Annotated in this window: 24 protein-coding genes; 15 read left to right on the top strand and 9 right to left on the bottom strand. The window is 59.0% G+C overall.

Going from position 1 to position 26,020, the window contains the following annotated elements; translation table 11 throughout:
• The 8 genes from Q8Q53_RS16030 to Q8Q53_RS16295 all read right to left on the bottom strand — a co-directional run.
• Window positions 1–426: PEP/pyruvate-binding domain-containing protein (locus Q8Q53_RS16030; RefSeq protein WP_305702786.1), on the bottom strand; the 426-nt coding region annotated here is incomplete at its 3' end.
• Window positions 427–433: 7 nt separating this feature from the next.
• A complete protein-coding gene (locus Q8Q53_RS16025; protein WP_305702785.1) occupies window positions 434–661 on the bottom strand; it encodes a formate dehydrogenase subunit delta in 228 nt (75 codons plus the stop codon).
• A gap of 2 nt (window positions 662–663) precedes the next feature.
• Complete coding sequence (fdhF, locus tag Q8Q53_RS16020; RefSeq protein ID WP_305702784.1) at window positions 664–3,498, bottom strand: formate dehydrogenase subunit alpha; 2,835 nt, start codon at window positions 3,496–3,498, stop codon at window positions 664–666.
• A complete protein-coding gene (locus Q8Q53_RS16015) occupies window positions 3,488–4,072 on the bottom strand; it encodes a formate dehydrogenase accessory sulfurtransferase FdhD (protein WP_305702783.1) in 585 nt (194 codons plus the stop codon). Before Q8Q53_RS16015 ends, fdhF begins: the two co-directional genes overlap by 11 nt.
• Window positions 4,069–5,607, bottom strand: coding sequence for an NADH-ubiquinone oxidoreductase-F iron-sulfur binding region domain-containing protein (locus tag Q8Q53_RS16010; RefSeq protein ID WP_305702782.1), 1,539 nt, complete (start codon window positions 5,605–5,607; stop codon window positions 4,069–4,071). The genes Q8Q53_RS16015 and Q8Q53_RS16010 overlap by 4 nt, the downstream gene beginning before the upstream one ends.
• Window positions 5,604–6,065 (bottom strand): NAD(P)H-dependent oxidoreductase subunit E, encoded by a 462-nt coding sequence (locus tag Q8Q53_RS16005; RefSeq protein WP_305702781.1) that lies wholly within the window; start codon window positions 6,063–6,065, stop codon window positions 5,604–5,606. The genes Q8Q53_RS16010 and Q8Q53_RS16005 overlap by 4 nt, the downstream gene beginning before the upstream one ends.
• Window positions 6,066–6,253: 188 nt before the next feature.
• Complete coding sequence (locus Q8Q53_RS16000) at window positions 6,254–6,817, bottom strand: carboxymuconolactone decarboxylase family protein (RefSeq protein WP_305702780.1); 564 nt, start codon at window positions 6,815–6,817, stop codon at window positions 6,254–6,256.
• Window positions 6,818–6,839: 22 nt separating this feature from the next.
• Window positions 6,840–7,715: an LLM class flavin-dependent oxidoreductase gene (locus tag Q8Q53_RS16295; RefSeq protein WP_371136576.1), complete on the bottom strand. Its 876-nt coding sequence runs from the start codon at window positions 7,713–7,715 to the stop codon at window positions 6,840–6,842.
• Window positions 7,716–8,084: 369 nt separating this feature from the next.
• Between Q8Q53_RS16295 and Q8Q53_RS15995 the strand changes: the two genes are divergently transcribed.
• From Q8Q53_RS15995 to Q8Q53_RS15970, 6 genes are all read left to right on the top strand, one after another.
• A complete protein-coding gene (locus tag Q8Q53_RS15995; protein ID WP_305702779.1) occupies window positions 8,085–9,035 on the top strand; it encodes an enoyl-CoA hydratase/isomerase family protein in 951 nt (316 codons plus the stop codon).
• A 177-nt stretch (window positions 9,036–9,212) separates the two neighbouring features.
• Entirely contained in the window at window positions 9,213–10,403 is a 1,191-nt protein-coding gene (locus tag Q8Q53_RS15990) for a CaiB/BaiF CoA-transferase family protein (protein ID WP_305702778.1), read from the top strand.
• A gap of 38 nt (window positions 10,404–10,441) precedes the next feature.
• Window positions 10,442–11,614, top strand: a complete 1,173-nt coding sequence (locus Q8Q53_RS15985; RefSeq protein WP_305702777.1) for a CaiB/BaiF CoA-transferase family protein — start codon at window positions 10,442–10,444, stop codon at window positions 11,612–11,614.
• Window positions 11,615–11,689: 75 nt separating this feature from the next.
• Complete coding sequence (locus Q8Q53_RS15980; RefSeq protein WP_305702776.1) at window positions 11,690–12,538, top strand: SDR family NAD(P)-dependent oxidoreductase; 849 nt, start codon at window positions 11,690–11,692, stop codon at window positions 12,536–12,538.
• A gap of 28 nt (window positions 12,539–12,566) precedes the next feature.
• Complete coding sequence (locus tag Q8Q53_RS15975) at window positions 12,567–12,896, top strand: 2Fe-2S iron-sulfur cluster-binding protein (protein ID WP_305702775.1); 330 nt, start codon at window positions 12,567–12,569, stop codon at window positions 12,894–12,896.
• 76 nt (window positions 12,897–12,972) lie between these two features.
• Window positions 12,973–14,265 carry a cytochrome P450 gene (locus Q8Q53_RS15970; RefSeq protein WP_305702774.1) on the top strand — a complete coding sequence of 431 codons (1,293 nt, stop codon included), beginning with the start codon at window positions 12,973–12,975 and terminating at the stop codon, window positions 14,263–14,265.
• Between the two features lie 138 nt (window positions 14,266–14,403).
• Here the strand turns inward: Q8Q53_RS15970 and Q8Q53_RS15965 are convergent, their stop codons facing one another.
• Window positions 14,404–16,176, bottom strand: a complete 1,773-nt coding sequence (locus Q8Q53_RS15965; RefSeq protein ID WP_305702773.1) for an FAD-dependent oxidoreductase — start codon at window positions 16,174–16,176, stop codon at window positions 14,404–14,406.
• Between the two features lie 272 nt (window positions 16,177–16,448).
• On the opposite strand from Q8Q53_RS15965, the gene Q8Q53_RS15960 reads away from it, so the two are divergent.
• The 9 genes from Q8Q53_RS15960 to Q8Q53_RS15920 all read left to right on the top strand — a co-directional run bounded on the left by Q8Q53_RS15960 (window position 16,449) and on the right by Q8Q53_RS15920 (window position 26,020).
• The gene (locus tag Q8Q53_RS15960; RefSeq protein ID WP_305702772.1) at window positions 16,449–17,618 is read left to right on the top strand and encodes an acyl-CoA dehydrogenase family protein; all 1,170 of its coding nucleotides are present in this window, start codon (window positions 16,449–16,451) and stop codon (window positions 17,616–17,618) included.
• Window positions 17,619–17,770: 152 nt separating this feature from the next.
• Complete coding sequence (locus tag Q8Q53_RS15955) at window positions 17,771–19,003, top strand: LLM class flavin-dependent oxidoreductase (RefSeq protein WP_305702771.1); 1,233 nt, start codon at window positions 17,771–17,773, stop codon at window positions 19,001–19,003.
• On the top strand, window positions 18,951–19,862 hold the full coding sequence (locus Q8Q53_RS15950; RefSeq protein WP_305702770.1) for an alpha/beta fold hydrolase: 912 nt from the start codon (window positions 18,951–18,953) through the stop codon (window positions 19,860–19,862). Before Q8Q53_RS15955 ends, Q8Q53_RS15950 begins: the two co-directional genes overlap by 53 nt.
• Before the next feature lie 58 nt (window positions 19,863–19,920).
• Window positions 19,921–20,931, top strand: coding sequence for a flavin reductase family protein (locus tag Q8Q53_RS15945; protein ID WP_305702769.1), 1,011 nt, complete (start codon window positions 19,921–19,923; stop codon window positions 20,929–20,931).
• Window positions 20,932–20,939: 8 nt separating this feature from the next.
• Entirely contained in the window at window positions 20,940–22,097 is a 1,158-nt protein-coding gene (gene ribB, locus Q8Q53_RS15940; RefSeq protein ID WP_305702768.1) for a 3,4-dihydroxy-2-butanone-4-phosphate synthase, read from the top strand.
• A gap of 99 nt (window positions 22,098–22,196) precedes the next feature.
• Window positions 22,197–23,033: an alpha/beta fold hydrolase gene (locus Q8Q53_RS15935; RefSeq protein WP_305702767.1), complete on the top strand. Its 837-nt coding sequence runs from the start codon at window positions 22,197–22,199 to the stop codon at window positions 23,031–23,033.
• 79 nt (window positions 23,034–23,112) lie between these two features.
• Entirely contained in the window at window positions 23,113–24,192 is a 1,080-nt protein-coding gene (locus Q8Q53_RS15930) for an AraC family transcriptional regulator (RefSeq protein ID WP_305702766.1), read from the top strand.
• A 191-nt stretch (window positions 24,193–24,383) separates the two neighbouring features.
• On the top strand, window positions 24,384–25,070 hold the full coding sequence (locus Q8Q53_RS15925) for a GntR family transcriptional regulator (RefSeq protein ID WP_305702765.1): 687 nt from the start codon (window positions 24,384–24,386) through the stop codon (window positions 25,068–25,070).
• A 671-nt stretch (window positions 25,071–25,741) separates the two neighbouring features.
• A complete protein-coding gene (locus tag Q8Q53_RS15920; protein WP_305702764.1) occupies window positions 25,742–26,020 on the top strand; it encodes a DUF4258 domain-containing protein in 279 nt (92 codons plus the stop codon).

Raw genomic sequence — 26,020 nt, 5'->3', positions numbered from 1 at the left:
GAACCGGCGGTAGCTGTCCCACGCGAACCGTTCATCGCCCGATGACGCGGCCAGACCCTGCACGGTTTCGTCGTTGAGGCCGAGGTTGAGGACCGTGTCCATCATCCCCGGCATCGACACCCGCGCGCCGGAGCGGACCGAAACGAGCAGCGGATCGGCGGCATCGCCGAACTTCTTGCCGACGGCCTGTTCGATGTGGGTCAGCGCGGCGGCGACTTCGGCCTGAACGTCAGCGGAAAAATCCCCGCCCTCGGCCAGATAGCGCACGCATTCTTCGGTGGTGATGGTGAAGCCCGGCGGCACCGGCAGACCGATCCCGGCCATTTCCGCCAGATTTGCGCCCTTCCCGCCGACAATCGTCTTGTCGCGGCTGCGTGGATCGTCGCCCCCCGAGCCGCCGCCGAAACTGTATATTTGTCTGTTCATTTCCAGCTCACTTCGAATTAGGTCTTTTCTGGTGGTGCGAAGAAAGGGCGGCGATCGCCGCCGCCGCAATTGGCGACAGGGATGAGCGATCAACGTTTTTGATTGCCGCTCTCATGTTCGGATCCCAGAATTCGCGAATGTGTTGTTCGGTTTGAATAATCGCAGCTTCTTCGCCTTGAGCGGCAAGGTTCCGGGCGATCTGGTTCGCTAAATGGATGAGTCGTTCAGGCGCCATGGTTATTCCGGCGCAATTCGGCGAGCGCGGGCCGACTGTTCGGCGCAGTCTTTCTGCCAGTCGGACGGGCCGTTGGTCGGGGTCACCTGTACGGCGGTCACCTTGTATTCAGGGCAGTTGGTCGCCCAGTCCGAGAACTCGGTGGTGATGACGTTGGCCTGCGTTTCGGGGTGGTGGAAGGTGGTATAGACCACCCCCGGCGCGAGGCGATCGGTGACAACTGCGCGTAGACTCGTCTCGCCCTTGCGGCTGGCGAGGTGCACCCAGTCCCCACTGCGAATGCCCCGGTTCTCGGCATCGGCCGGGTGGATTTCCAGTACATCACCTTCATGCCAGACGTTATTGGCGGTACGCCGCGTCTGCGCGCCGACATTGTACTGGCTGAGGATGCGCCCCGTCGTCAGTAGCAGCGGGAAGCGCGGGCCGGTTCGCTCGTCGGTCGGGATATATTCCGTGACGACGAACTTGCCACGTCCGCGCACGAAGCCATCGACGTGCATGATCGACGAGCCATTGGGATGGGCCTCGTTTACTGGCCATTGCAGCGAGCCTTCCGCATCTAGCCGCGTGTGGGAAACGCTGGCGAAGCTGGGGGTAAGGCGGGCAATCTCGTCCATGATCTCGCTCGGGTGGGTGTAGCTCCAGCCCAGCCCCATGGCGTTGGCCAGCGCCTGTGTCACCTCCCAGTCTTCAAGTCCATTAGCCGGTTCCATCACCTTGCGCACCAGCTGGATGCGGCGTTCGGCATTGGTGAAGGTTCCGTTCTTCTCAAGAAAGGTCGACCCTGGCAGGAAGACATGCGCATAGTTTGCGGTCTCGTTAAGGAACAGGTCATGGACAATCACCAGCTCCATCGCCTTGAGACCGGCAGTGACATGGTGTGTGTCCGGGTCCGACTGGAGGATATCCTCGCCCTGGATGTAGATCGCGCGGAAACTGCCATCCACTGCCGCGTCGAGCATGTTGGGGATGCGCAAGCCCGGTTCGGGATCGAGGGTGACGCCCCAGTCCGCCTCGAACAATGCGCGGGTTGCCTCGTCTGAGATGTGGCGATAACCGGAAAGCTCGTGCGGGAAACTCCCCATATCGCAGGCACCTTGGACATTGTTTTGCCCTCTGAGGGGATTTACCCCAACTCCGCGCCTCCCGATGTTGCCAGTCGCCATGGCAAGGTTGGCGATGGCCATGACAGTGGAACTGCCCTGCGAATGCTCGGTGACACCGAGGCCATAATATATCGCGCCATTGCCGCCCTCGGCATAGAGCCGGGCGGCGGCGCGAAGATCGGCAGCCGGAACGCGAGTTACGGCTTCGAGCACTTCGGGGCTGTGGCGCTCCTCTGAAACGAAGCGCGCCCAGTCCTGATATTCATCCCAGTCACAGCGCTCACGGATAAAGTCTTCGTCGGCCAGCCCTTCGGTAACGATCACGTGCGCCATCGCGGTCAGCACGGCGACATTGGTCCCAGGCTGAAGCGGCAAGTGATACACCGCTTCGATGTGCGGGCTGCGCACCAGATCGATCCGGCGCGGGTCGATCACGATCAGCTTTGCACCCTGTCGCAGACGGCGCTTCATCCGCGATGCAAACACCGGATGCGCATCGGTGGGATTGGCGCCGATCACCAGAATGACGTCGGCGTCCATCACGCTGTCGAAATCCTGCGTGCCCGCCGAAGTCCCGAACGTGGTCTTGAGTCCATAGCCGGTGGGAGAGTGGCAGACCCGCGCGCAGGTATCGACATTGTTGGCGCCAAAACCGGCACGAACCAGCTTCTGGACGAGGAAAGTCTCCTCGTTGCTGCAACGGCTCGAAGTAATCCCGCCGAGCGCGCGCGCGCCATACTGCGCCTTGATCGCCCCAAGTCGCTGCGCAGCAAAGGAAATCGCCTCATCCCAGCTCACTTCGCGCCAAGGCTGGTCGATGGTTTCACGCACCATCGGCGAGGTTATGCGGTCCTTATGATGGCCATAACCCCACGCAAATCGTCCCTTGACGCAGGAGTGTCCATGATTGGCCTTGCCGTCCTTCCACGGCACCATGCGCACCAGTTGCTCCCCTCGCATTTCCGCACGGAACGTGCAGCCGACCCCGCAATAGGCGCAGGTGGTAACGACCGCGCGTTCGGGCTTGCCAATTTCCTTCACGGCCTTTTCCTGCAAGGTTGCAGTCGGGCAAGCCTGTACGCAGGCACCGCAGGAAACGCATTCGGACGACAGGAAATCGTCAGAAGCCTGCCCAGCGCTAACCTTTGAAGCAAAACCTCGTCCGTCGATAGTCAGCGCAAAGGTTCCCTGCACCTCATCGCAGGCCCTCACACAGCGCGAGCAAGCGATGCATTTGGAAGGGTCGAAGTCAAAATATGGGTTCGAGCTGTCAGTCGTAAGGCCGAGGTGGTTCGCACCTTCATAGCCATAGCGCACGTCACGCAGGCCCACTTGCGCAGCCGCGTCCTGCAATTCGCAATCGTTGTTGGCGCTGCAGGTCAAGCAATCCAGCGGGTGATCGGAGATGTAGAGTTCCATCACCCCGCGCCGCAGCTTTTCAAGCCGGGGGGTCTGAGTGTGGACGACCATTCCTTCCGTCGCCGGGGTGGTGCAACTCGCGGGCGTGCCGCGCATTCCTTCCACTTCGATCAGACACATCCGGCAAGATCCGAACGCTTCCAGATTGTCACTGGCGCAAAGTTTCGGGATCGCGCCGCCGCATTCGGCTGCGGCGCGCATGACGCTGGACCCAGCAGGCACGGTAACCTTGCGACCGTCGATCGTCAGCGTAACGCTGACTTCGGAGCGCGCTTCGGGGGTGCCGAAGTCCTGTTGCGGCTCATAGCCCATCGACGTGCTCCACTGCCGGGGCTGAAACCCATGGCATAGCATCCCCACGCAGGGCGACCAGCGCCCCCTCCTCGCAGCAGAATGCGGCGGCATGGGCAGCGGCGGTCAGACTGACCAGCATCTTGGCGCCGCCCATTGCCGCCAGCCCGCGCCGGATATGCTCCGGACGAACCTTGCTGTGTGTCTGGAGAACCGGAAGCGGGCGCAGCGCCAACTCGACGCTCTCGATGCCACAAATGCCGCAGGAACTGTCACCCAATCGCCGCCGCGCATGCTCCATGATCGGCTCATGCCGACCGTGCGGCAGGTTAAGGCGCGCCACAACCTCAAGGCCGTCAACAACTTGATAAGACGAAATCGCTCCGATCTCACTGGCATGCGTCAGACTGTCGGACAGTGACAACCCCGTAACGGAATCCTCCAGGTCAACGGGTCGTGGCATCATCACCGAACAAGCAATGCCGTTGCTTGCACTCGCATTTAGTGCCTCGATAGGGATCGTGCGCTGTCCAGCACCCGAAGCCGGGGTGCAAGCGCTTGGTCGCACAGGAATCGCCACTGCACCTTCGCTCATCGTGCGAAATCCGGACCAAAGTCTTCGGGCCAGTTCCGCAGCGCGGAGCGTACCGGATAGGGGGTGAAGCCACCCAGCGCACAGAGTGAGGCATCACGCATGGTCTCGCACAGGTCTTCAAGCAAGGTTAGATCATCGCTCCTCGTGGAAGGCACCTTGCGGGCATTATGCATCTGGGGAAAGCTTTCCACCGCCCCCACTCGCCCTGAAGCTGTCGAAGGACGAGCGCGAATACGGTCAATCAGTTCGACACCGCGCGTGGAACCGATCCGGCACGGAGTGCATTTGCCGCAGCTTTCGGCCGCGCAAAACTGGAACGCAAAGCGGGCCATTGCGCCCATGTCGGCGGTATCGTCGAACACCACCACTCCGCCATGGCCGATCAGCGCATCTGCCTGCGAATAGGCCTCATAGCCGAACGGTAGGTCGAACTGGCTAGGATGAATGTAAGAGCCGAGCGGCCCGCCGACCTGCACTGCCTTGACCGGTCGGCCGGAAAAGGTGCCGCCGCCAATGTCGTAAATCAGTTCCCTGAGACTGATCCCAAAAGCCGTCTCAAAGAGACCGCCGTGCCTGATGTTTCCAGCCAGCTGGATCGGCATGGTTCCTCGGGAACGTTCGATACCGAGACTGTCGTAGAGTGATGCCCCGCCTTCGGCCAGGATGTGCGGAATGGCGGCGAGAGTAAGGACATTGTTGACCACCGTGGGGCAACCAAACAGCCCCTCTAAGGCTGGAAGCGGCGGCTTTACACGAACCTCTCCGCGTTTGCCCTCGATCGAGTTCAGCAGAGAAGTCTCCTCGCCGCAGACATACGCTCCTGCGCCGACACGCAATTCGATCCGGAAAGGCGCGATGTGCTCGGTTGCAAATGAAATCGCGTCGCGTAACTTGGCAATCGCCCGGGGGTACTCGCTGCGGACATAGATGTAGCCCTGCCCTGCGCCGACAGCGAGCCCAGCAATCGCCATGCCCTCGATCAGTTGGAAAGGATCGCCTTCCATCATCATGCGATCGGCAAAGGTGCCGCTATCGCCCTCGTCAGCGTTGCAGACGACGTACTTGGTTGAAGCGGGAGCATTGGCGACGGTCTGCCACTTGGTGCCCGCCGGGAAGCCTGCGCCACCCCGTCCGCGCAGCCCTGATTGAAGGACTTCGGCCAGGAGCCTGTTGGCACCGATTGCGCGGGCACGCTTTAGGCCCGCCCAACCCCCTGTTCGGGCATAATCGGCCAGGCTGAGAGGCCTGGTAAGACCCGCCCGGGCAAAGCTAAGGCGCTGCTGAAGGGCAATAAAGGGATGATCAGCGATTTTCCCGATGGCTTTGAGCGAAGTGCCAACAAGTATTGCGGCGATATCATCGGGCGTAGCGGGACCAAAGCCCGTTCCGCCGATCTCGACCAGCGGCTCAAGCCAATGCATCCCCCAGCTTGAGACACGCTCAACCGAGCAGCCTGCAGCGGCAAATGCTTCGGCAACGGCATCTGCTCCGCAGGCAATTGCCAGGGAATCGTCGGAGATGCGCACAACTGTCACAGCGATTGCACCAGCTTCACCAGCCCAGTCTCGTCCAGCCGGGCATGGAGCCCGTCCCCTACACGCGCCGCAGGTCCGACCGAACACAGTCCGAGGCAATAGGTTGTTTTCAACTCCACCCGCTGGCCTGCTGCAGCCTCTGCTGCCGCAACCATGCGCTCCACGCCGCGCGCCTGACACGCCTCCGCACGGCACAAATGCAGCGCCGGGCGCAGATCGGCAGATGACGTGAAATCGTGGTAGAAGCTCACCACCCCATGCACTTCGGCACGACTCAGGTTGAGCGCATCGGCAATCGTGGTCTGCGCAGCCTCGTCAACACAGCCAAACGCGGCCTGCACATCGTGCAGAATCGGGAGCAGCGGCGCTTCCTCGCCCAGCCGAACAGCGATGATCTCCAACACCTTGCGCTGAAGATCGACCACAATTCGGATGGCGGGTTCAGATTGGCGTTCCATGGGCGAGCTCACGTTGAATCTCTTATGGTTGACGTTAAGAGCTTCGCTTGTAGGTCGATGCCATCCTTAGTGGAATACTAGTATGCCACTAAGGATGTGTCAATCGGTGCATAGGACATGTCGGAGACCGAATTGGCTTTCCGACCCTGCCCCGCCCGCTCTCGGTCAAAGCCACGAGTCGGACCGGATCAATCCGGGTTGGTCGGTTTCCAAGCGTGCTCCACTTCGTCCTCGGGATAGATGCCAAGACTATTGTTGATCATCGCCAGAAGTGTGTAGTTTGCCACCATGAAGACGAGTTCAATCAGTTGGCTATTGGTATAGCGCGCAGCCAAAACCGTCCAAGTGTCGTCAGCGATGCAGTGGTCTCGCACTAGCTCTTCGGCGGCCTTGACCAGGGCCCGTTCAAATGGAGGCAAATCGTTGCTACCTTGCTTCGCTGCCTCGATCTCTTCATTCGTCATGCCAGCCTGGCGCGCAATGAATAGGTGATGCGCTAACTCGTAGGTTTCGCCGCACAAAGTTGACGTGCGCAGAATCAGCACTTCTTTATCACGCAAAGGGATCGACGGTTCGCGACCAAGGCGCATGGCAAACGGCTCATACTTCTTGAGCAGAATGGGATTCTGAACAAGGATCTTGAAGAAGTTGAGCTGATTGCGGGGATTATCCCTCCCGCCAAAGAGCGCCATGGTTTCATCAGGAACCTGATCGAGCGGCAATGGGGCGATGCGAGGTGTGGTTTGGGGCATGGTTGTTCCCGATTATGTTGGGTCAATTCACTGAAAGGCTGGCATAACTTGATTGGCCAAGGGTTCTGCATGCGCTGCTGTGAGAGGCTGATGGATAGCCCGCTGGCAACTGCCTGCAAAATTTCTCGCCGTGGGGCCGGATCAATCTGCTTGCAGATATGGGCGGCCGCCTGATCGGGTGGGAAAACCTTGAGCGCGCCCTGATTGAGAGTCCGCTCCGGCTCCTCACTGACCATGATCCACGTGTTGGCCCCGTCCCTACAGAAAATCCCCGCCGCGTCGAAAGCGCGATCGCAGGCGCACATTTCTTCAAGATAGTCGGATCAAAACCGCGGCGTGCGCCGGAAATAGTACAGAATTCAACAGAAAAATCGACGGCTTCGCCCGCCCGGAGACAGCAGCCGATTGCCAGTAGCTTGTCGGCCATTCTTCCTCGGTGGCCTGGCGCAAAACCATATGCTCCGGCTCTCCGAGGCAAGCAGCTGAGCTCCTGTACGAAACCGACGCGCCCGTTTGAGATATTGCTCGGCACCGCCAGACCTTCGGCGACACGCACTGGGTGATCGAAAGGGGCCACAGCCACGCCAGACGAAATACGCAATCTTCTTGTCCGCGTCGCCACGGCAGCCCCAAAGACATAGAGGGAAGGATTGTGGCCGCCCTCGATGCCGAGGCACTCAGCCAAGCAGGCCGATCCAGATCCCGGATCCTCAGTGCCAGCGGTCAAACCAAGGGCCTCCCGATAGCGATCGGGCGTTGACCTCTGCCACTGAGTCCGATTTCTCCGGTCAAATCCGAAACCAAAACGCCCCGCCCCCTCACTTGAATGCCCTCCCGTTACCGGCCCCGCTGCATCGTGGACTTCATTGCCACCCGCCTGTTGCCCAACGCCCGACAGGGTGCTAGCATACTAGGAGGCTAGATTCAAGCGATGGTAGCTGGTATAAAATGAATCGCATTGAGGATTGTCAGATGCATCAAGCGCCCCACGACGAGTTGGCTGATTGGCTGCCAGATGCCGATCGCGATGGAATGATTGCCCCATTGCGAGATGGGCTTGATCCGCTTGCTGCGGCGGGTGCTTATGGGGTGCGGGCAATCAACCCGCGGGTCCGGGAAGCACAAGTAAAGCCGATGGTTGCAAGATGATCGGTTGGCAGGATGACATGATCGGCGATGTCGCACTCGATCTCGCTCCGGCAGAGCGCCGTTAACGACGACGTTGCCGCGAGAAACGCGGCGCGAATACAGAAAAGGGAACTACGCGATGTCAGGCGATCAAGCGCGCAAGACTGATGAAATGCTTACCTATCAAAAGGATGTCGAGAACAAGGTCGCCTATCTGACTTTGAACCGGCCGGAAAAGATGAACGCGCCCGATACGGCAATGCGCATGCGTTTTGCCGAACTCCTGCATATGGCCAATGTCGATGACGAGGTTAAGGTTATCGTCATCCGGGGCGTCGGTGAGCATCTCGGCACGGGCGCGGATCTTCCCGAAATGCTTCAGAAGCTCCAGAACGACCCGCTCTTTGAATTTGGCATCGATCAGCAGTCGGGCGTCAAGTATCCGCCCGCCGATAGCTTCAGCAATCTTTTCCACGTCAATTCTCTCTACGCCAGCTCGCGGGGGGGAAGCCGAAGTCTACAGGAGTTCAAGAAGATCAGCATCGTCGAGGTCAAGGGCTATTGCTACGGTTGGCACTTCTATCAGGCCGCCGATGCTGACCTGGTTATTGCCTCGGACGATGCGCTCTTCGGTCATGCCGCGTTTCGCTACATGGGCTGGGGGCCTCGCATGTGGACCTGGATTGAAACCATGGGCCTCAGGCAGTTCGAGGAGATGCTTTTCACTGGCCGCCCCTTTACCGCAGCCGAAATGCGCGAATGCGGCTTTATCAACCGCATCGTTCCCAGGGAGGAACTGGAAGCAGAGGTTGAAAAATACGCCATGGCCTGCGCGCACAATGGATCAACCGATCGCATTGTCATGCAGAAGACCTTCATTGAAATATATAAGCAGCAGCGCGGCGAATATATGGGCAGCACGCTCACATCCATCTTCGAGACTCTGGGGCATTTTGCAAAGCCCGATGCCGGAGACCAGACGCTTTCGCTTGATTCGATGAAGGGTGACCTGGCCAAGGCGGTCAAGAGCGGCGAAGCGAAGATTCCACCAGAATGGCGGCTGAGCGCTTCGGGACGGAAAGCGAAATGATGTGAACGTCTCTCGTCTCCAATCGGGATGGAGGGGCAAACAGGTCGATCAAAATGCAAATTCAGTCGAAACAAAAACACGGTCAGATGCCATCGTACCGCAGATCCCGGTGCGACTGACGGCCTCCGGCCGGTGTTGGTTTAACGACGTAACAGTAGAGGTTTTTCTGTGTCAGCCTTGAGTAGCTATAAGATACTTGAACTCTCTGAGGGGGTTGCCGGCGAATATTGCGGCAAGCTTCTGGCCGATTTCGGTGCGGAGGTGATCAAGATCGAACGCCCGGGAAGCGGTAGTCCGACACGTCATCTGGGGCCCTTCGGGTCGGGTAATGATGCGAACGAGCGCAGTGGCCTCTTTGCCTATCTCAACACGAACAAGCGTTCGATCGTGCTCGACCTTGAGGCAGAAACGGGTGTCGAAACGCTCGCGCTGCTCCTCGACAAGGTCGATGTTGTGATTGATGATCACTCCTCGGGCTGGCTTGCCGGCATTGGTCTTGATCCTGAATCGCTGGAATCAGTCAGACCGGGACTCGTGCTCTGCTCGATTACTGCCTATGGGCAGAACCCGCCGGACGAGCGCAAGTACGCCGAAGATCTGACGGTCTTCCACACCAGTGGCTGGGGATTTCACACCCCGGGGGCAGGCCATGAGGACATACCGCCGCTCAAGGGACCCGGGCGCTTCTTCTGCAACTATGAAGCAGGGCAGGAAGCGGCCATGTATGTCGTGGCCAGTCTTTTCGACAGGGAAAGTGACAGTCGCGGACGCTTCATCGACGTGTCGATGCACGAAGTCATGGTTTCGCGGGCCGACTATGTTGTAGCGCAGTTCGTCGCTGGCGAAATGGATGTCACCGATTGGCGCGGTGGCTTCGACATGCACGGTCCCGGCGGGATATTTCCCTGCAAGGATGGTTTCATCTACGTCTTCATGGCGACACCTGATCAATGGGCCGCCTACAGGAAGATGATAGGTGATCCAGAATGGACGCATGATCTGCCGCCCGACTGGTTGATGAAAGGGCTGACACCCGAGCGCATTGCGCTGACCCGCCGCGATCTGTGCGAATGGCTAAAGTCGCGGAACAAGGTCGACGCAGCCCATGAAGCGCAGGCGCTCGGCATAACGCTTGTACCGGTGAATACGCCGAGCGAAGTCGTGGCTTCGCCGCAGTACCAGCATCGGAAATACTTCGTGGATGTTACGCATCCGGTCCTCGGCACGGTAAAATACCCATCGGTCCCCTACAGGATGAGCGAAACTCCGGCCAGGGTCGTCACGTCTGCGCCCTTGCTGGGTAAGGACAGTGAAGAGGTGCTGTCGCAATTGTCTGAAGGCATCCGCACGGGCAAGGGGAGGGACTGAATATGGCTAAGTTACAGCGCGGTGGCCCTCTCGCAGGCGTGCGTGTGGTCGAACTTTCAAAGATCTGGGCTGGCCCGGAAACCGGCAAGCACTTCGCCTTTATGGGGGCGGAAGTGATCAAGGTCGAAACCAAGGGGTCACTCGACTTCACCCGTTTCGATACCTTGACTGGCGATATCAACAAGGCGCGCGGGTTCATGTCCGTCAACCCGCAAAAGCTGAGTGCGCAGATCGACATCAAGCAGCGCGCAGGCGTTGAACTTGTGCTCGACCTGCTGCGGCATTGCGACATCTTGGTCGACAACCTCCGCCCGGGCGCGATGGAGCGGCTGGGTTTGGGGTGGGACGTGGTCAGGGCGGTCAACCCGCGGATAGTCCAGATTACCATGGGGATGTATGGCAACGATGGCCCACTCGCCAGCCAGACTGGCTATGCACCGTGTTTCTGCGCCATCGGCGGGTTAAGCTCGCTCGTTGGCAGCGCCGGGAAGCCCCCGACCGGAATGAACATGCGCTATGCCGATTCCACTTACGGTACGGCAGCTGCCTTCGCCGGGCTTGTGGCCCTGCTGCATGCTCGCCGGACGGGTGTCGGGCAGTTCGTCGATGTTTCCGCAGTCGAATGCATGACCACCATGGTTGCCGATACGATGATGGACTTCACCCTGAATGGCATCGAACATGGTTGCGATGGCACACGGCACGCCGAGATGGCGCCGCACAGCACCTATCGCTGCAAGGACGGGGACTGGATCAGCATTGCGGTGTCCAGTGATGCGGCATGGGAGGCGCTTGCTGATGTGATCGGCCAATCTGGGCTTTCGACGGATGCGCGCTTCAATACCCTGACCGGACGCAAAGCCAACGAAGTCGAACTCGACCGGATCGTGTCCGGGTGGGTTGCCACCCGTGCGGCAACCGATTTGGTCAGCGAACTTCAGGCCCGAGGCATCGCTGCGGGCAAGAGCTGCAATTCGATGGACCTGATCGCGGATCCGCTGCTCTGGGAGCGTGGCTTCTTTCCCGAGGCGGCACAGTCCGATGGTGCGAGCCGACCGATTGTCGGGCCGGGAGCGAAAATTTCACGTGCTGCGGAAATCTGCGATGACGCTCCCTGGCTCGGGGCTGATACCGGCTATGTCTTGGGAGACATCCTGGGACTTTCGGCTGACGCTCAGGCGAAGCTCAAAGCGGACGGGATCACATGCTGATCCTTGTGTTCGCGCGAACGTCAGCGGTCACCTGTCAGCGTTTAACCGGGTTTTCTGGTGATTGAGGAGGAATGTATGGAGCAACTGCTGGCCGGCAAGGTCGCAATTGTAACCGGAGGTGCCAATGGTCTGGGCAAGGCCGCGGTTGAACGTTTTGCCGCCGAAGGTGCCAGGGTTGTCATTGCAGACATGGACTGCGAACGGGGTGAAGCGCTAGCAGCGCAGCTTGGCGGTGCCGCACGTTTCCTCGCCACGAATGTTGCCGAGGCGGACCAGGTCCAGGCGCTCATCGATTTTGCGGTCAGTGAGTTCGACGGACTCGATGTCATGTTCAACAATGCCGGCGTGTCACAGGCGATATTCCCACGCTTCGTGGACGATGACCTTTCTGATTTCCAGAAGGTGATCAACGTGAACCTGCTGGGTGTCATGCTGGGCACGCAGCGAGCAGCGCGGCACATGAAGGACCATGGTGGCGGTTCGATCATCAATGCCGCGTCGATCGGGGGTTCGCAGGCCGGCTGCGGCATCCTGACATACCGTGCATCGAAGGCGGCAGTGATCCATTTCACCAAATGCACTGCGATCGATCTGGCCGAGTACGGCATTCGCGTGAACTGCATTTCCCCTGGCAACATCGAAACCGAAATGTCGGCGTTTCCGGGCAAGGGGATGTCGGATGAGATGATCCGCAAGATTCACGAGGTGGTTCGCCCGCTGCGTCTCGCGGCGCAGCCGCTCAAACGTTGGGGTAAACCACTCGATATCGCCAACGCGGCACTCTACCTGGCGAGCGACATGTCGGCACAGATTACAGGGCAAGAGCTTGTCGTTGATGGCGGGGCATCGACCGGGGATCCCATCAATCGCTTCATCGAAGTCGCCCAAGCGCGTGCAAGGATCATACAGGAGATATCTTCATGACCCCATTAGCAACGAAAGGCGTCAGGCGATGAGCATCATCTCGGTCACGTTTGTCCAGAAGGATGGGAGCGAACGCCTGCTCGCAGGAATTCCCGCAACCGGCACATTAATGGAAGCCGGACGTTCCGTCGGTGTCGATGGTATCCTCGCGGACTGTGGCGGTGCCTGCGATTGCGGCACTTGTCATGTCTATGTGCCCCCCGAATGGACCAAAAGGGTCGGCCCGCCCAATGATATTGAGACCGATACATTGGATCTTATGGTTCAGAACTTCGAACCGGGACGAAGCCGCCTTTCCTGCCAGATCAGGCTCTCTTCCGAACTTGATGGCCTGCGCGTGACGGTCGCAACCACCTAGGAGCACAAGAGCTGTTCAGGCAGATGTACGAAGTCAACTTTCCAGATTGAAATTCAGAGAATTGGAGAAAACAACCATGATCCAGAATAACTCAACAGAAGCGTCAGCGGATGGCATTGATCTTTCCACGGCATCACTCGCTGATCCGGAAATCCTAGCGCATCCCAATGCCTTTTATGCAGCAATGCGCAAGGATGATGCGGTTCATTACGACAAGAACCTCGATATGTATCTGATCTCGCGCTACGAGGATTTGCAGACAGTCCTTCGCGACCCGATCACCTTCTCGGTGAAGAAGGGCTTTGCTGAGCAGTATGCCAAGGGATTCCTGAAGGAATACAAGGAAATTCTTGAGCGCGACGGCGGCGGTTTCTTTGTGAACGCGATCATGACGGATCCACCTGAGCATACCCGCGTGCGCCGCCTACTCGATTCGGCGTTCACCGCGCACCGCGTCAAGACCCTGCAACCGGAGATTACCAATATCGCCGTCGATCTGGTCGAGAAGCTCCTGGCGAAAGGCGAAGGAGAGGTTTTCAGCGAATTCGCCATGCCGATGACCAGCCGCATCATCTGCAAGCAGTTGGGCGTCGATCTCCCTTCTGCCACCGTCCAGCGCTGGGCACTGGCGCTGACCCAGCAGATCAGCCGTATGCAGAGCCGCGAAGACATGCTGCGCGCGGCCAAGGATGTGTGTGACCTGCAGAATTTCCTCCTCGCCGAGATCAAGGATCGCCAGAACTCCCCACCGCGCGAAGACATGATCTCCGACCTTGTCCACGCCCGGCTGGACGACGCCGATCAGCCGACCCTCGGACTGGACGAACTGGTCACGCTGGGTGTCGCCCTGCTCGTTGCTGGCAACGAGACCACCGCGACAGCGTTGACCACGATGTTCTACATTTTCGCAACCAGGCCAGACATCGCGGCCACGCTGCGCGCATCGCTTGACGATGACCGGGTCGTGACGCGCTTTGTCGAGGAATTGCTGCGCTTCGATCCACCGGTTCGCGGCATCACGCGCATGACGACCAAGGATGTAGAAGTTGGCGGTGTCGCATTGCCAAAGGGCGCGCACCTCTTGTTGCTCTACGCTTCGGCCAATGACGACGACAGCGAATTTGATAGTCCGCGCGAGTTTGACATGAATCGGCCCAATATCGGTCGGCATGTCTCGTTCGGGGCAGGCATTCACCGCTGTGTCGGCGCCGCATTGGCACGGATGGAGTTGAAAGTGGCGGTTCGCGAAGTGCTCAGCCGGATGGACAATATTCAGCTTGCCATTCCGAACGACGAGATAACCTATCTGCCGACGGTCGCGACACACACAATTGCCCGGCTTCCGCTCACATTCACGCGGCGAGGGTAATGATTTTTCGCGCAGTGCCGGTCTGCACGATGGCTTGATTCCAAGGCTCGATAAGACTTCTTATCGAGCCTTGGTCAAACCTTCGCTGTGGCGGCGTGAACCAGGACGCGCAGGCACCGCTACTGCGGCGCTTTGGCGTCAGAGTTCGCGGCTCTGGCTGACAGCCTTTTCGCTCGGCGCCGGAAGCTTGCGCCCCGCGATGTGCATCGCAGCCCTGGCGCCGAAGATCATGGCCGGCCCAATGGTCACCCCTCCGGCAGGATAGGTCCGGCCCATCATGGATGCGGCAGAGCTTCCGGCAGCATACAGGCCCGCGATTGGCGTTCCGTCGATTGCGATGACTTGTCCGTCGGCATTTGTCACCAGGCCACCCTTGGTGCCGATATCGCCCGGATAGATGGCGATGGCATAAAATGGCGGCTTCCCGATTGGCCCAAGCGTGCTGTTGGGTGCGACCTTGGGATCGCTGTAGTGGAGTTCGTACCGCTCTTCGCCGCGATGGAAGTCTTCGTCCACGCCGTTGCTGACATAGCGATTGAACCTGGCGATGCCGGCTTCCAGACCAGTGGCATCTATTTCAAGCTTTTCGGCCAGTTCGGCCAGGCTGTCTGCCTTGACCAGCAGTCGCTTGACATCCTGACCAAGGAAGACGTCGAACGGTCGCGGCATGGGCAGCATCGGGCCGGCCAGATAGTTACGCCGGTAATGCTCGTCGAAGACATAATAACTGGCGTCAGCAGGCGTTGCAGCGGCATCGGCCATCGCTCGTCCGGCTTCATCGTAATTGGCCGCGTCGTTCATGAACCGCTGCCCCTTGCGATTGACGATGATGCAGCCCGGGAACGCACGATCAAAGAACATGCCGCAAGTGAGTTTCGCGTGATCGAGACGATAGACCGGAATCCACCAGGCCTCGTCCATCAGCCGGGTCGCGGCACCGATTGACATGCCTGCGGCGATGGCCTCGCCGGTATTAATGTCTGCGGGCGCGACGCCGCGAACGACATCGGGCGACCGGGTGAGGTAGGCGCTGCGCATCTGCGGATTCGCCCCGAACCCACCTGCCGCAAGGATCACCCCGCGCCGTGCATGCAGGTAGAGTGGCCTTCCGTTCCGTTCGGCGATAACTCCGTCGATCCGGCTGTCGGTCCGGACGAGGCTTCGCAATGCGGTTCCGGTCAGGATCGTAACCTTGCGATCGCGCAGGCTCAGGAGGAGGCGGCCGATGAGCGCATTTCCGAGCGTCAGCCGGGGTGATGAGCCACGGCGCAACAGCCAGGGAAGGTCGAGGTATTGGCGAGCCAGCCGCCTTGCGACAAGTCCGATCCAGCCCTTGTCCTTGCGCAGAACCGTTGCGACCTCGCCGGTGGTGAACGTCGCGCCGAAAACCACCGTCTGGGGGTGTGGAGGCCTCAACAGGGCAATATCATCGCCCAGGTCCCGTGCGTTGAGAGGCAAGGGATCCAGCGCGCGATACATGGCCTTTCCGCCCGGAAGGTTCGAGTAGTAGTCCGGCAGCGGACCGGCGCGGAAGGCGAGGCGCGAGGTGGCCTCAAGATGGCGAATCAATGCTGGTCCCGTCTCAACGTAGGCGCGCGCCATGGCCTCATCATATTCGTCGCCAAGCGTTTCATGCAGGTAGGTCAGGGCTTCGGCAGTGGAATCGGGACAGGACAGTGCTTCCATGTGGTGATTCGCAGGAACCCACACGGCACCACCCGAAACCGCCGTCGTCCCGCCGAGCAGCTGGCAGCTTTCGATCAGCCCGACGGTCAAGCCCAGATCGGCCGCCACAAGCGCGGCAGTCATCCCCGCCGCGCCCGAACCGACTACCACGACATCATACATCCCATCCCACTGCTGCTGGCTGGAGGGTGCCTCGGGTGGTGTCGAATCGCTTGAAATGGTCATTGCCGTCAGTTCTCCCCTGCTTGCGCCTTTTCGCCGCCTGATCGCGCAAAACCGGACTGCGGGAGGCAAAAGTGCGTCGATCAATCTCGCGCCACCTCAATGGAATGCAACATTTTCAGGCTTCGAGTGCTTTACTTATATTCTAGAATGCTTCATATGGCAATGAACGAGGTGGAGGCCTGTTTCCACCTGCCGGGCGACTGTTGATGGGTGGGCCAGCCGGGCGGCAAGAAATTCCGGGGACTCGTCGCAGCAAGGGAAGTGTGGAGAGAATGACTGCCATGCCAAGTTCTCATGAACTGATCGAACGCGCAAAGCTGATGAAGTCGCACCTGAAAGAACGTGCTGCGACCGTCGAAAAGAATCGCGCCGTCAGCGAGGCGACCATCGCCGAGTTTCGCGACGCTGGCTTTTTCAAAATCCTTCAGCCGAAGGCATACGGTGGTTATGAGATGCAACCCGCAGTGCTGACGGACGTGATCGCCGAAGTGGCGTCCGCTTGCGGTTCAAGCGGCTGGGTGCTCGCGGTGCTTTCGCTGCATCAGTGGGAAGTGATGCTGCTGGATGATGCTACCGTGGCGGAAATCTGGGGAGAAGACTCCTCGATCCTGCTGTCGTCCGCCTATGCGCCCACAGGCGAAGTGAAACCGGTGGACGGCGGGTTCTTGCTGAGTGGTCGGTGGCCATTCTCGAGCGGCTGTGACCACGCCCAATGGGCGATCGTCGGGGGGGTGCGCCCGCCGCGAGGGCCGGGTGAGGTGCCGACCCACTGCAGCTTCTTTGTCCCGCGTTCGGACTACGAGATCGTTGATGATTGGCATGTGATGGGGCTGGCAGGTACCGGCTCGAATTCCTTGGTCATGAAAGATGTGTTTGTGCCCGAGCGTCGGCACCATCCGATCTTCGGCGCTGCTCCGCCGCCGCCGGAAGGCTCAAGTGCGATCTACAAGTTGCCATTTGGCTTGGTTTTTGTCGAAATGCTCGCAGCCGCCGTGCATGGCATGGCACGAGGGATTCTCGACCAGTTCATCGAGCGCAGCGCGACCCGCATTGCGACCATGGATCGTTCGAAGTTCTCGGACAACCCGGATACCCATCACTATATCGCCGATACCGACTATGTGATCCGAGCGTCGCGTGCGCTCAGCCATGCCAATCTATCGGCGGCTTTTGACGCGGTGGCCGGTAATTTTGACCAACCCATGATCGACAAGGCTCGGCACTTCTGGGAAGCGGCAAAGTCAGTCCATTCGTGTAACGAGGTCGCTCAGCAAATCTTTGCCAACAGTGGTGCTCACGCGATCATGGAAGGGGACAGCCTGCAGCGCGCGTTCCGGGATATCCAGAGCGCGGCGACACACATGGCGTTCAACGTCAACGGCTATGCCCGCAACTATGGCGCCATGGTCATGGGTCATCCCAGCGTGCTGAATCTGATCTGACGATCGGGCCGTGTCGTCATGCATTGTCAGCATCGGTCAATATTGGCCGATTCTTGGCATTCTAGAATAACAACGATCAAGGCAGGGCATGCGGTGATCGCTTCTGAAACAGGCGGGTGGCGTGAAAAGTGCGCGACCGACAGGAGGAAATGATGAAGATACTTTCGTTCCAGCAATTGCCTTACCGGCACATGCCTGCGGATTTTGCTTCGAAGTACGATTCAATCGTGACGACCCCCTATTTCGATTTGGTCGATCCGAAGCTGATGCATCAGGATCATGTTCATTTCCTGGACGAAATGCTTCATGCGGCGCGTTGCGGTTTCGATGGCATTGGCACGACCGAGCATGGCCAGTCGTCCTACGACATTCTGCCCAATCCCAACCTGCAGATGGCGGCGCTCGCTTATGCGACCCAGTCGGAAGGTCTGAACACGGCACTGGCCTGCCTTGGACGCGCGCTTGGCAAATCGAAAGAACCACTGCGTATCGCTGAGGAATACTCGGCGATCGACCAGATCAGTGGCGGACGTCTGATTGCCGGTTTCCCGATCTCGTTGAGTTTCGATGCCAACCAGAATCAAGGCGTCCCTCCGATCGATACCCGCCCTCGCTTCGCCGAGAACATCATGCTGATCGACAAGGCGCTGAAGGAGAAGGAACCCTTCGCCTGGAATGGCCGCTTCAACAAGCACGCTCAGGTCAACATCTGGCCGCGTCCGGTCCAGCCTTCGATGCCGGTCTGGTCGCCGGCGGTTGGCAATCCCGCCACGTTGGCGGGCATTCTCGATCGTGACCAGGTCATGCTCTATTTCAGCTGGTTCGGCCCCAAGCTCACCGGGAGAATTTTCCAGCGATACTGGGACATGGCCGAAGAGCGCGGGCGTGATCGCAACCCCTATCGCCTGGCCTTCCTGCAATGCGTGGCGGTAGCCGAGACAGACGAGGAAGCTCACCGGGAATACGGTCCATACGTCAAGGCGGCCTTCAACACTGGTCTCGGCTCAATCCCGATGTCTAGCCTCGGGATTCCAGGCTACATGGACATCAACGGCGTTGCCGCAGTCGCCAAGGATCCGGGTGATTTCGGCATGTTCCCGATCATGCGCACGGCCTCATATGAACAGATCGTTGATGCGCAGGCATGTATCGTTGGTAGCGTGGACACCGTTTCCCAACAACTGATCGAACTCGTCAAGCAGAACAGGATCGGCAACCTCATCCTCATGGTCCAGCACGGACCAATGCCGACTGAGCTGACCAAGAAGAACATCAGCCTCCTTGCTGAGAAGGTGATGCCGCGATTGCGCAAGGCGTGGTTGGAAATGGGTCATGCCGACGAGAACTGGGAACATAAGTGGTGGCCGACAGGGCTCCCGAAGTAACCGCACCAGCGCAAGTCAAGATTTGGAGTCAGGCGAAATGAGCAATACTGCGAGCATCAGGGGTCCAGAGCGGGACGAAATCGTCAGCGTCTGGAACGATCAGATCAAGATGCGCGTGCGCATCGCTGGAACGGGACCGGCACTGGTTTACTTTCACCCCGCAGCCGGACTGTACTGGGACGAATACCTTGATGGCCTGGCGCAGGATTTTACAGTCTATGCGCCGGAATTTCCCGGCGCGACGCCAGGCGATCCCTATGCCATCTACAAGGTGGACGAGTATTCAGACCTTGTCCTCATTTATGAAGAAGCGCTGCGCAAGCTTGGATTGAAAGGCGCAATTGCCGTCGGGCAATCGATGGGCGGCATGATTGCGTGTGATCTGGCGGCGGTTTTCCCTGACCTGTTCAGCAAGCTGGTCTGCCTTGCTCCATCTGGCATGTGGCGCGACGATGCGCCGCCGGCAATCGCCCAACTTTACGCCTCTGCGCCAGAAAAAATCCCTGGCTTTGTGTTCCACGACCCATCGATTCCCGCAGCCCAGGCTATGTTCTCCTTGCCGGAAGACCCTGAGGAAATTCCGGCAGCGGTCGCCCAGAACGTCTGGACGCTCGGCTGCGCGGGCAAGTTCATGTGGCCCTTCCCGGAACACGGCCTGCGTGGTCGTCTCCACCGGATCACTGCGCCAACGCTGGTGCTGTGGGGCAAGAATGACCGGCTGATGCCCGTAGCCTTGGCTGAGGAATTCAACGCCGGGATCGGCAATTGCCAGGTCAGGCTTTACGACAACTGCGGGCATATCCTGCAGATGGAAAAGCTCGATCAGGCCTTGGCTGATACGCGCGCGTTTATCGCCTGACATGGCTTCGGGAACGACATGCCAGACCCGACCATGATCGCAAGCGGGAGAAAAAGCCATGAGTGTTGAGCAAGCAGGCTTCGATGCGCTTGCGTTTCGGCGCACGCTGGGACTTTTCACGACCGGCGTGACGATCATTACCGCCTGCGGTCAAGATGGCGAACGGGTGGGGGTGACGGCAAACAGCTTCAGTTCGGTTTCGCTCGACCCGCCGCTTGTGCTCTGGAGCCTCGCCAAATCTGCGCGCAGCCTGGATGCCTTCACCAACGCCGAATATTTCACGATTCACATCCTGTCGGCCGGGCAAGAGGACCTTTCGAATCGGTTCGCATCGCGCGGGGAAGACAAGTTCTCGGGGATCGATGTCACTGATGGCTTTGGCGGCTCACCGCTGATTTCGGGCTGTTGTGCGCGGATGCAGTGCCGCACGGTCCATCAGTATGAGGGCGGAGATCACATAATCTTCGTCGGTGAAGTCGTCGATCTCGTGAGCAGCGACGCCGCCCCACTTGTCTTTCAGGCCGGAAAATATGCCTTGGCATCGCGCAAGGCGGATGCCCCGCCGTTCGTTACCTCGACCGCAACCGAATTCAAGGACGACTTCCTGGGCTACTTGTTGTGGCGCGCCTATTTTCAGTTCGCTGCCGAACTGCGCAAGGAAGGTGCGATCAGCGATTATTCCGACGATGAATTTCTCCTGCTGGTGACACTTGCCCACAACAACTGGCGCAGCCCAGGTGGTATCGCGAAGGCCATGTTCCACGGTGATGCCGAAGAGGATACCCAAGAGGCTCTTGCCGGTCTTGAGGCCAAGGGCCTTCTGGAAAGGATGACTGGGGCAGATGGAGTGGAATTGGTCGGGCTAAACCGGAATGGCATGGACAGCGCACTTGCGGCGCTGGCCGCAGCGAAATCCACCGAAGCAGTCTTTCTGGACAAGCTGGGACTGTGGGACGGCGCAGCGCTCAAGAACCTGCTACGCGGCTTTATCGTCGAGACCGATCCCGGCTTGCCCCATCCCTGGGAAAGACAGGACAATGAAGCAGAGCCCCTGCGCACGTCGGTCTGATTGCTGACATGAACCGCGCACCTGCTGGAGAGGAAGCTGGATTGCCCATGGTTGGTACAAAGATTTCCCCGATCGAAGAGATCATCGATGAGGCGCGCAACGGCCGACCGTTTGTGCTGGTCGATGCGCCGGATCGGGAGAACGAAGGCGATATCGTCATCCCTGCTCAGTTCGCGACGCCCGATGTGATCAACTTCATGGCCAAGCACGCTCGGGGATTGATCTGCCTGTCGATACCGCGCTCGCGGGCCGAACAGCTTGGCCTCGGCCCGATGGTCGCGCGCAACGAATCGGGGCATGGAACCGCGTTCACCGTCTCGATCGAGGCGCGCGAGGGTGTGACGACCGGGATATCCGCGCATGATCGCGCGCGAACGATTGCCGTTGCGCTTGATCCAGGCCGCAGTTCCGACGACATCGTTACGCCGGGGCATGTGTTTCCGCTGGTGGCTCGCGATGGCGGCGTTCTTGTCCGCGCCGGGCATACCGAGGCGGCAGTCGATATCGCCCGGCTGGCCGGCTTGATGAGCGCGGGCGTTATCTGCGAAATCATGAATGCCGACGGCAGCATGAGCCGTTTGCCGGAATTGCAGAAATTTGCCGAGTTGCACAATCTGAAGATCGGAACCATTGCCGACCTTATCGCGTATCGGCTCAAGTCTGAATCGCTGATCGAGCGGATTGCCGAAACGGCCTTTCCCAGCCACTTTGGTGAGGGTTTTCGGGCGATCGTCTATCGCGACAAGATTGACGGTGCGGAACATGTCGCGCTGGTGAAAGGGCATGTCGATCCTTCGGCGCCGACGCTTGTCAGGGTCCACTTGCTTGACCTGGCAGCGGATCTGCTGGGTTGGAAGGAAACCAAGCGCGACTATGCCCGCTCCGCCATCGAAATGTTGGCTGCTCATGAGGGTGCTGCGGTCGGAGTATTCATCCGTGATCCCAGCCCGACCGGGTTCTCGGAGCGGATCGGCGGCGGGCCGGAGGCCTATATCAGCTATGCGGCCAACTTTGCCTTCAGGGACTATGGAATCGGCGCGCAGATCCTGCGTGATATCGGTGTGGGCAACATGATTCTCCTGACCTCAAGTCAGGGCAAACCTCTGGCACTGGAGGGTTTTGGGCTGTCCGTGGTTGAGCGGCGACCGATACCCGATCGTGGGTAATTTGATCGAGCGTAGGCCCGGCGCCCACGCCGCGAACTTCAGGCAATGCGGCTGCGTGCCACTGCGGCATGGGTCGAACTCTGTACTAGGATCTGGACTATGAACGGCACTGCGCCAAACCCTGAAATCGGTCATGAAATCGCGACGGGCTCGATTCTGACGAACTATCATGACCTTGGCCAAGGCGCGCCAGTCCTGCTATTGCACGGTTCTGGACCCGGCGTGAGCGCTTGGGCGAACTGGCGCCTGACGCTGCAAAGCCTGCACGGCAGTTTTCGGCTCATCGCGCCCGATCTTGCCGGCTTTGGCTATACCAAGTCGCCCGAAGGCTTGGCGTTTACTCGCCAGGTATGGCTCGACCAGATCATTGCCCTGCTGGATGCGCTGGAGCTTGAACGAGTCCATGTGATCGGAAATTCCTTTGGTGGATCGATGGCGCTCGCGCTGGCGATCGCCAGGCCGGAGCGCGTTGAAAGACTGGTCCTGATGGGCAGCGTTGGCGTACCGTTCACTCTGACCGATGGGCTCGACGCAGTCTGGGGCTACCAACCTTCGATCGAGAACATGCGCGCGATCATGAAGGTGTTCGCCTTCGATCAGGCGCTGATTGGCGATGCGCTTGTTCAGCTGCGCTATGAGGCAAGCGTGCGCCCGGGCATCCAGGAAGCCTTTGCCAGCATGTTCCCGGCCCCACGCCAACGGTGGGTCGATGCCATGGCACATGGGGAGGCAGATATCCGTGCCCTGCCGCATCGCACGATGCTGATTCATGGACGCGATGACCAGGTCATCCCGCTTTCCACGTCGCTCACATTGCTCGATTGGATCGATGACAGCCAGTTGCACATATTCGGTCGCTGCGGTCACTGGACCCAGATCGAACATGCCGAGGCATTTGCCGGGATAGTCTCGGGCTTCCTCGCCGAGCAGGCCTAGCAAAAGTTTGCAACCAGGCGCTTTCGATACTAGAATTTCAACTTCCGCAGGAACAACGCGCGTCGGGATCTGCCCCGACATGATGGAGGAGGCATCAGGGTTGGAGCACAATGCCTTCTTCAGTCTGTCAGGCCCCCTTGATGCGCTTCCCGCTGAAGGGCAGATGCGGGCGGCCAATTTCAACGGTTTCCATGACCTTGTCTATCGCCTGGGCGGCGATTCGCGCGGGATTTTGGCGAGATTCGGGATCGACCCTCTGGCGATCAACGATCCCGACTATTTCGTCGATTGCCGTACGCTTGGCAGCGTGTTCGAATATTGCAGCACGCGTTTGGACAAGTCGCTTTTCGGGCTTGAACTTGCCGCGTTGCAGAGTCCCGACGTATTTGGCTTGGTGACGGCGATCTGCCGTGCCGCGCCGACGTTCGGCGAAGCTATCCGTTGCTTCATCAAGTATGTTCCAGTCGTCCATTCGCCAGTATCGAACCTCGAACTCGTCGAAGGAGTTGAGACCAGCGAACTGCGTTTTTCCGGCAATTCGACGGTACAGGATTTCGATGGCTGCCAGATCATGTTCGAAGCCGGATTGCTTATTGCCAAACTCCTCCGTGAAGTGGGCGGTCTTACGTTTCAGCCCAGTTACGTGAGCTTCTGCGATGTCGTCATGCATCGAGACGTTGCCGAGATCGAACGTCACTTTGGTTGCAGTCTGCGGAAGACTCCCGGCGTCAATGCGATTGCCTTCCCTACCCGGATGCTCAACTATCCAGTTGCCAATTCGAATCGGCAGCTCTTCCTGCTTTTGGAAGGCTATCTGGACAGCGTCCATCTGGCGACCCGAAGGTCGATCGTCGAACGGCTCGAAGACAGTATTCGCTCTTCGTTCCGGTCGGGTAATTGCTCTGTAGATTGGTGTGCTAGAAAGCTTGGCCTGTCGCCGCGAGTGCTGCGTATCCAACTAAGCCAGCTTGGCCTAAAGTTTTCCGACGTTGTGGAAGAGCAAAGGGTTGGGATGGCAACAGAACATCTCGATCGTAGCGACCTTTCTCTGGATGAAGTTGCTTTTGTGCTAGGGTATTCTGAACAGTCGAGCTTCGGTCGTGCGTTCAAGCGATGGACCGGTATCACGCCTCAAACATACCGCGAACAGGCGAGATAATCCCTTGATCGGTCATGAAGATTGTGCATTTGGACTGATTGAACAGGGGCAGATTGCTTTGGGATCAAGCGGTGGCTCCTCTCCAAGACGGGAAAGTGAGGGGCGGCAAAATTTTACTGTCGCTCACAAGATTGTTGTGACGACTCAATCGTCCTAGCGTTCGAATTTATACACAAAGGCTGATTTTCAAAATGGCGATTGCTGACTTCAATGAGTGCGCTTTATCCGGAAAGTCCGGTGCGATCTGCGAAGCAATTGGCGGGCGGCTTGTCCGTGGATACTATAAATTCGGTGAAGAGATTCTGGCAAACGATCTGGTCAAGGAATTTGGGGCCAGTCGGGCTCCAGTCATGGCCGCGCTGAATTATCTTCGAGCTGAGGGCTATTTGATCATTACGCCCCAGGTCGGATGTCGCGTAATTTCTCCAAAGCCAACGGAAATCGAGGATTTCTTCTTCATTGCTGGCCGCGTCCAGGGGGCGATGGCTGCTCTGGCCGCAGAGCGGCACGAACCTCACGAAGTCCAGTTTCTTGGGCTCGCGCAGCAAAAGATCGCCCAAGTCGCCCCGAAGGAAGGGGAAATGGTTAATGCTGCGTTTGTCGATCTGGTGGCGGAATTTCATCGCCAGCTTCACATCATGTCCCATTCGAAGTACGAAGCAGAGAGAGCTTCGCGATATTGGCGTATGTCCGAGTTCTTCCTCTTCAATGGGACTATGCTACAAATCAAGGGGGGGGAACGATTGGCAGTTGCCGATGCGCAGCGCGAAGCGATTGTCGCTGCTATTGCTGCGCGTGACTCCGATGCCGCCAGTCGATTGATGGAGGAGCATGTCCGCGGCAAACCCCGACGCGCTGGCGTCAAGGGTTGTTTGTAAACAGGCAATACCCAAACAGATGGATCTTGTCAGGTTAAGTCTCACCGCACGAGATACGCCCCATCAGGCAGGATTTAGGCGCACGCCTCGGACGCAGCGCTCCATTCGGTGCTGTGCGCGTAAGGGGAGGTTTGACCAACGGAGAGCGTTTCGCATTAGACTGACAGCTCCGCCACCGGCCATTGATTTTCATTGATATTTTATCAGTGAGTGGCTCGGTTCCCATAGCCGCTCCCCGATAACGCGACTGCTTGAAGCCGGACGCCACCGGACCAATCGGCTCGATGGCAGGGAACATGCGAGCCAGCCGGTGGCTAATTCCGAGTGATTGGCAGTGCAGACACGGCAGTCCAAATCGGGCCGCGCTTCCGGTCCGCATGGGTGAGTAAATGGCCCCACACCGTACGCGACAAATCGCGGCCAGAAATGGCAGATTTGTGCGCCCCTTGGCCGATGGTCACTTCTCAGTCAGATTGACTTGCCTTGCGCAACCGCAAATCATTTCAACGTCTCCCGCCGTGACATTGGCTGAATCCTGCGATTCTATCCGCGCAGCGCGATACAAACTGCGCGGATCACTGTGACTTGCTTGCAAGTCACCTCCCTCTGCCCTTGCTAAAGCAACCAACCTATAATAATTATGGGTTATGGCAGGGCCGGTTCCCCTGAGGATGAACGACGCAACGGCGCTCAAAGTCCTTCGAGAGATTGCACAGGACAGTGCCCAAGTCATCTTCACGCATCACGCCCGGCAGCGAATGCGGCAACGCAAGGTTTCCCCAGTGCAGGTTTTGACCTGCCTGCAACGCGGGATCGCAAGCGAGCCGGTGGCGCTGGACGTGCACGGGAATTGGAAACTGACTGTGACGCACCGCGTCGCGGGCAAGGATTTGGACGTGACGGTGGCGATTGACGTTCCCAAGCGGGCAATCGTCATCACCGTTTTCTAG

Origin of the sequence: Novosphingobium sp. (assembly GCF_030699305.1) — a bacterium.
Lineage (GTDB): Bacteria > Pseudomonadota > Alphaproteobacteria > Sphingomonadales > Sphingomonadaceae > Novosphingobium.
This window is presented reverse-complemented; position numbering and strand designations above follow the sequence as displayed.

Coding starts and splice junctions, on each gene's coding strand:
- Q8Q53_RS16025 (WP_305702785.1), bottom strand. CDS start 661: ATGGCGCCTGAACGACTCATCCATTTAGCGAACCAGATCGCCCGGAAC.
- fdhF (WP_305702784.1), bottom strand. CDS start 3,498: ATGGGCTATGAGCCGCAACAGGACTTCGGCACCCCCGAAGCGCGCTCC.
- Q8Q53_RS16015 (WP_305702783.1), bottom strand. CDS start 4,072: ATGAGCGAAGGTGCAGTGGCGATTCCTGTGCGACCAAGCGCTTGCACC.
- Q8Q53_RS16005 (WP_305702781.1), bottom strand. CDS start 6,065: ATGGAACGCCAATCTGAACCCGCCATCCGAATTGTGGTCGATCTTCAG.
- Q8Q53_RS16000 (WP_305702780.1), bottom strand. CDS start 6,817: ATGCCCCAAACCACACCTCGCATCGCCCCATTGCCGCTCGATCAGGTT.
- Q8Q53_RS15995 (WP_305702779.1), top strand. CDS start 8,085: ATGTCAGGCGATCAAGCGCGCAAGACTGATGAAATGCTTACCTATCAA.
- Q8Q53_RS15980 (WP_305702776.1), top strand. CDS start 11,690: ATGGAGCAACTGCTGGCCGGCAAGGTCGCAATTGTAACCGGAGGTGCC.
- Q8Q53_RS15975 (WP_305702775.1), top strand. CDS start 12,567: ATGAGCATCATCTCGGTCACGTTTGTCCAGAAGGATGGGAGCGAACGC.
- Q8Q53_RS15970 (WP_305702774.1), top strand. CDS start 12,973: ATGATCCAGAATAACTCAACAGAAGCGTCAGCGGATGGCATTGATCTT.
- Q8Q53_RS15965 (WP_305702773.1), bottom strand. CDS start 16,176: ATGACCATTTCAAGCGATTCGACACCACCCGAGGCACCCTCCAGCCAG.
- Q8Q53_RS15960 (WP_305702772.1), top strand. CDS start 16,449: ATGACTGCCATGCCAAGTTCTCATGAACTGATCGAACGCGCAAAGCTG.
- Q8Q53_RS15955 (WP_305702771.1), top strand. CDS start 17,771: ATGAAGATACTTTCGTTCCAGCAATTGCCTTACCGGCACATGCCTGCG.
- Q8Q53_RS15950 (WP_305702770.1), top strand. CDS start 18,951: ATGCCGACGAGAACTGGGAACATAAGTGGTGGCCGACAGGGCTCCCGA.
- Q8Q53_RS15945 (WP_305702769.1), top strand. CDS start 19,921: ATGAGTGTTGAGCAAGCAGGCTTCGATGCGCTTGCGTTTCGGCGCACG.
- ribB (WP_305702768.1), top strand. CDS start 20,940: ATGAACCGCGCACCTGCTGGAGAGGAAGCTGGATTGCCCATGGTTGGT.
- Q8Q53_RS15935 (WP_305702767.1), top strand. CDS start 22,197: ATGAACGGCACTGCGCCAAACCCTGAAATCGGTCATGAAATCGCGACG.
- Q8Q53_RS15930 (WP_305702766.1), top strand. CDS start 23,113: ATGATGGAGGAGGCATCAGGGTTGGAGCACAATGCCTTCTTCAGTCTG.
- Q8Q53_RS15925 (WP_305702765.1), top strand. CDS start 24,384: ATGGCGATTGCTGACTTCAATGAGTGCGCTTTATCCGGAAAGTCCGGT.
- Q8Q53_RS15920 (WP_305702764.1), top strand. CDS start 25,742: ATGAACGACGCAACGGCGCTCAAAGTCCTTCGAGAGATTGCACAGGAC.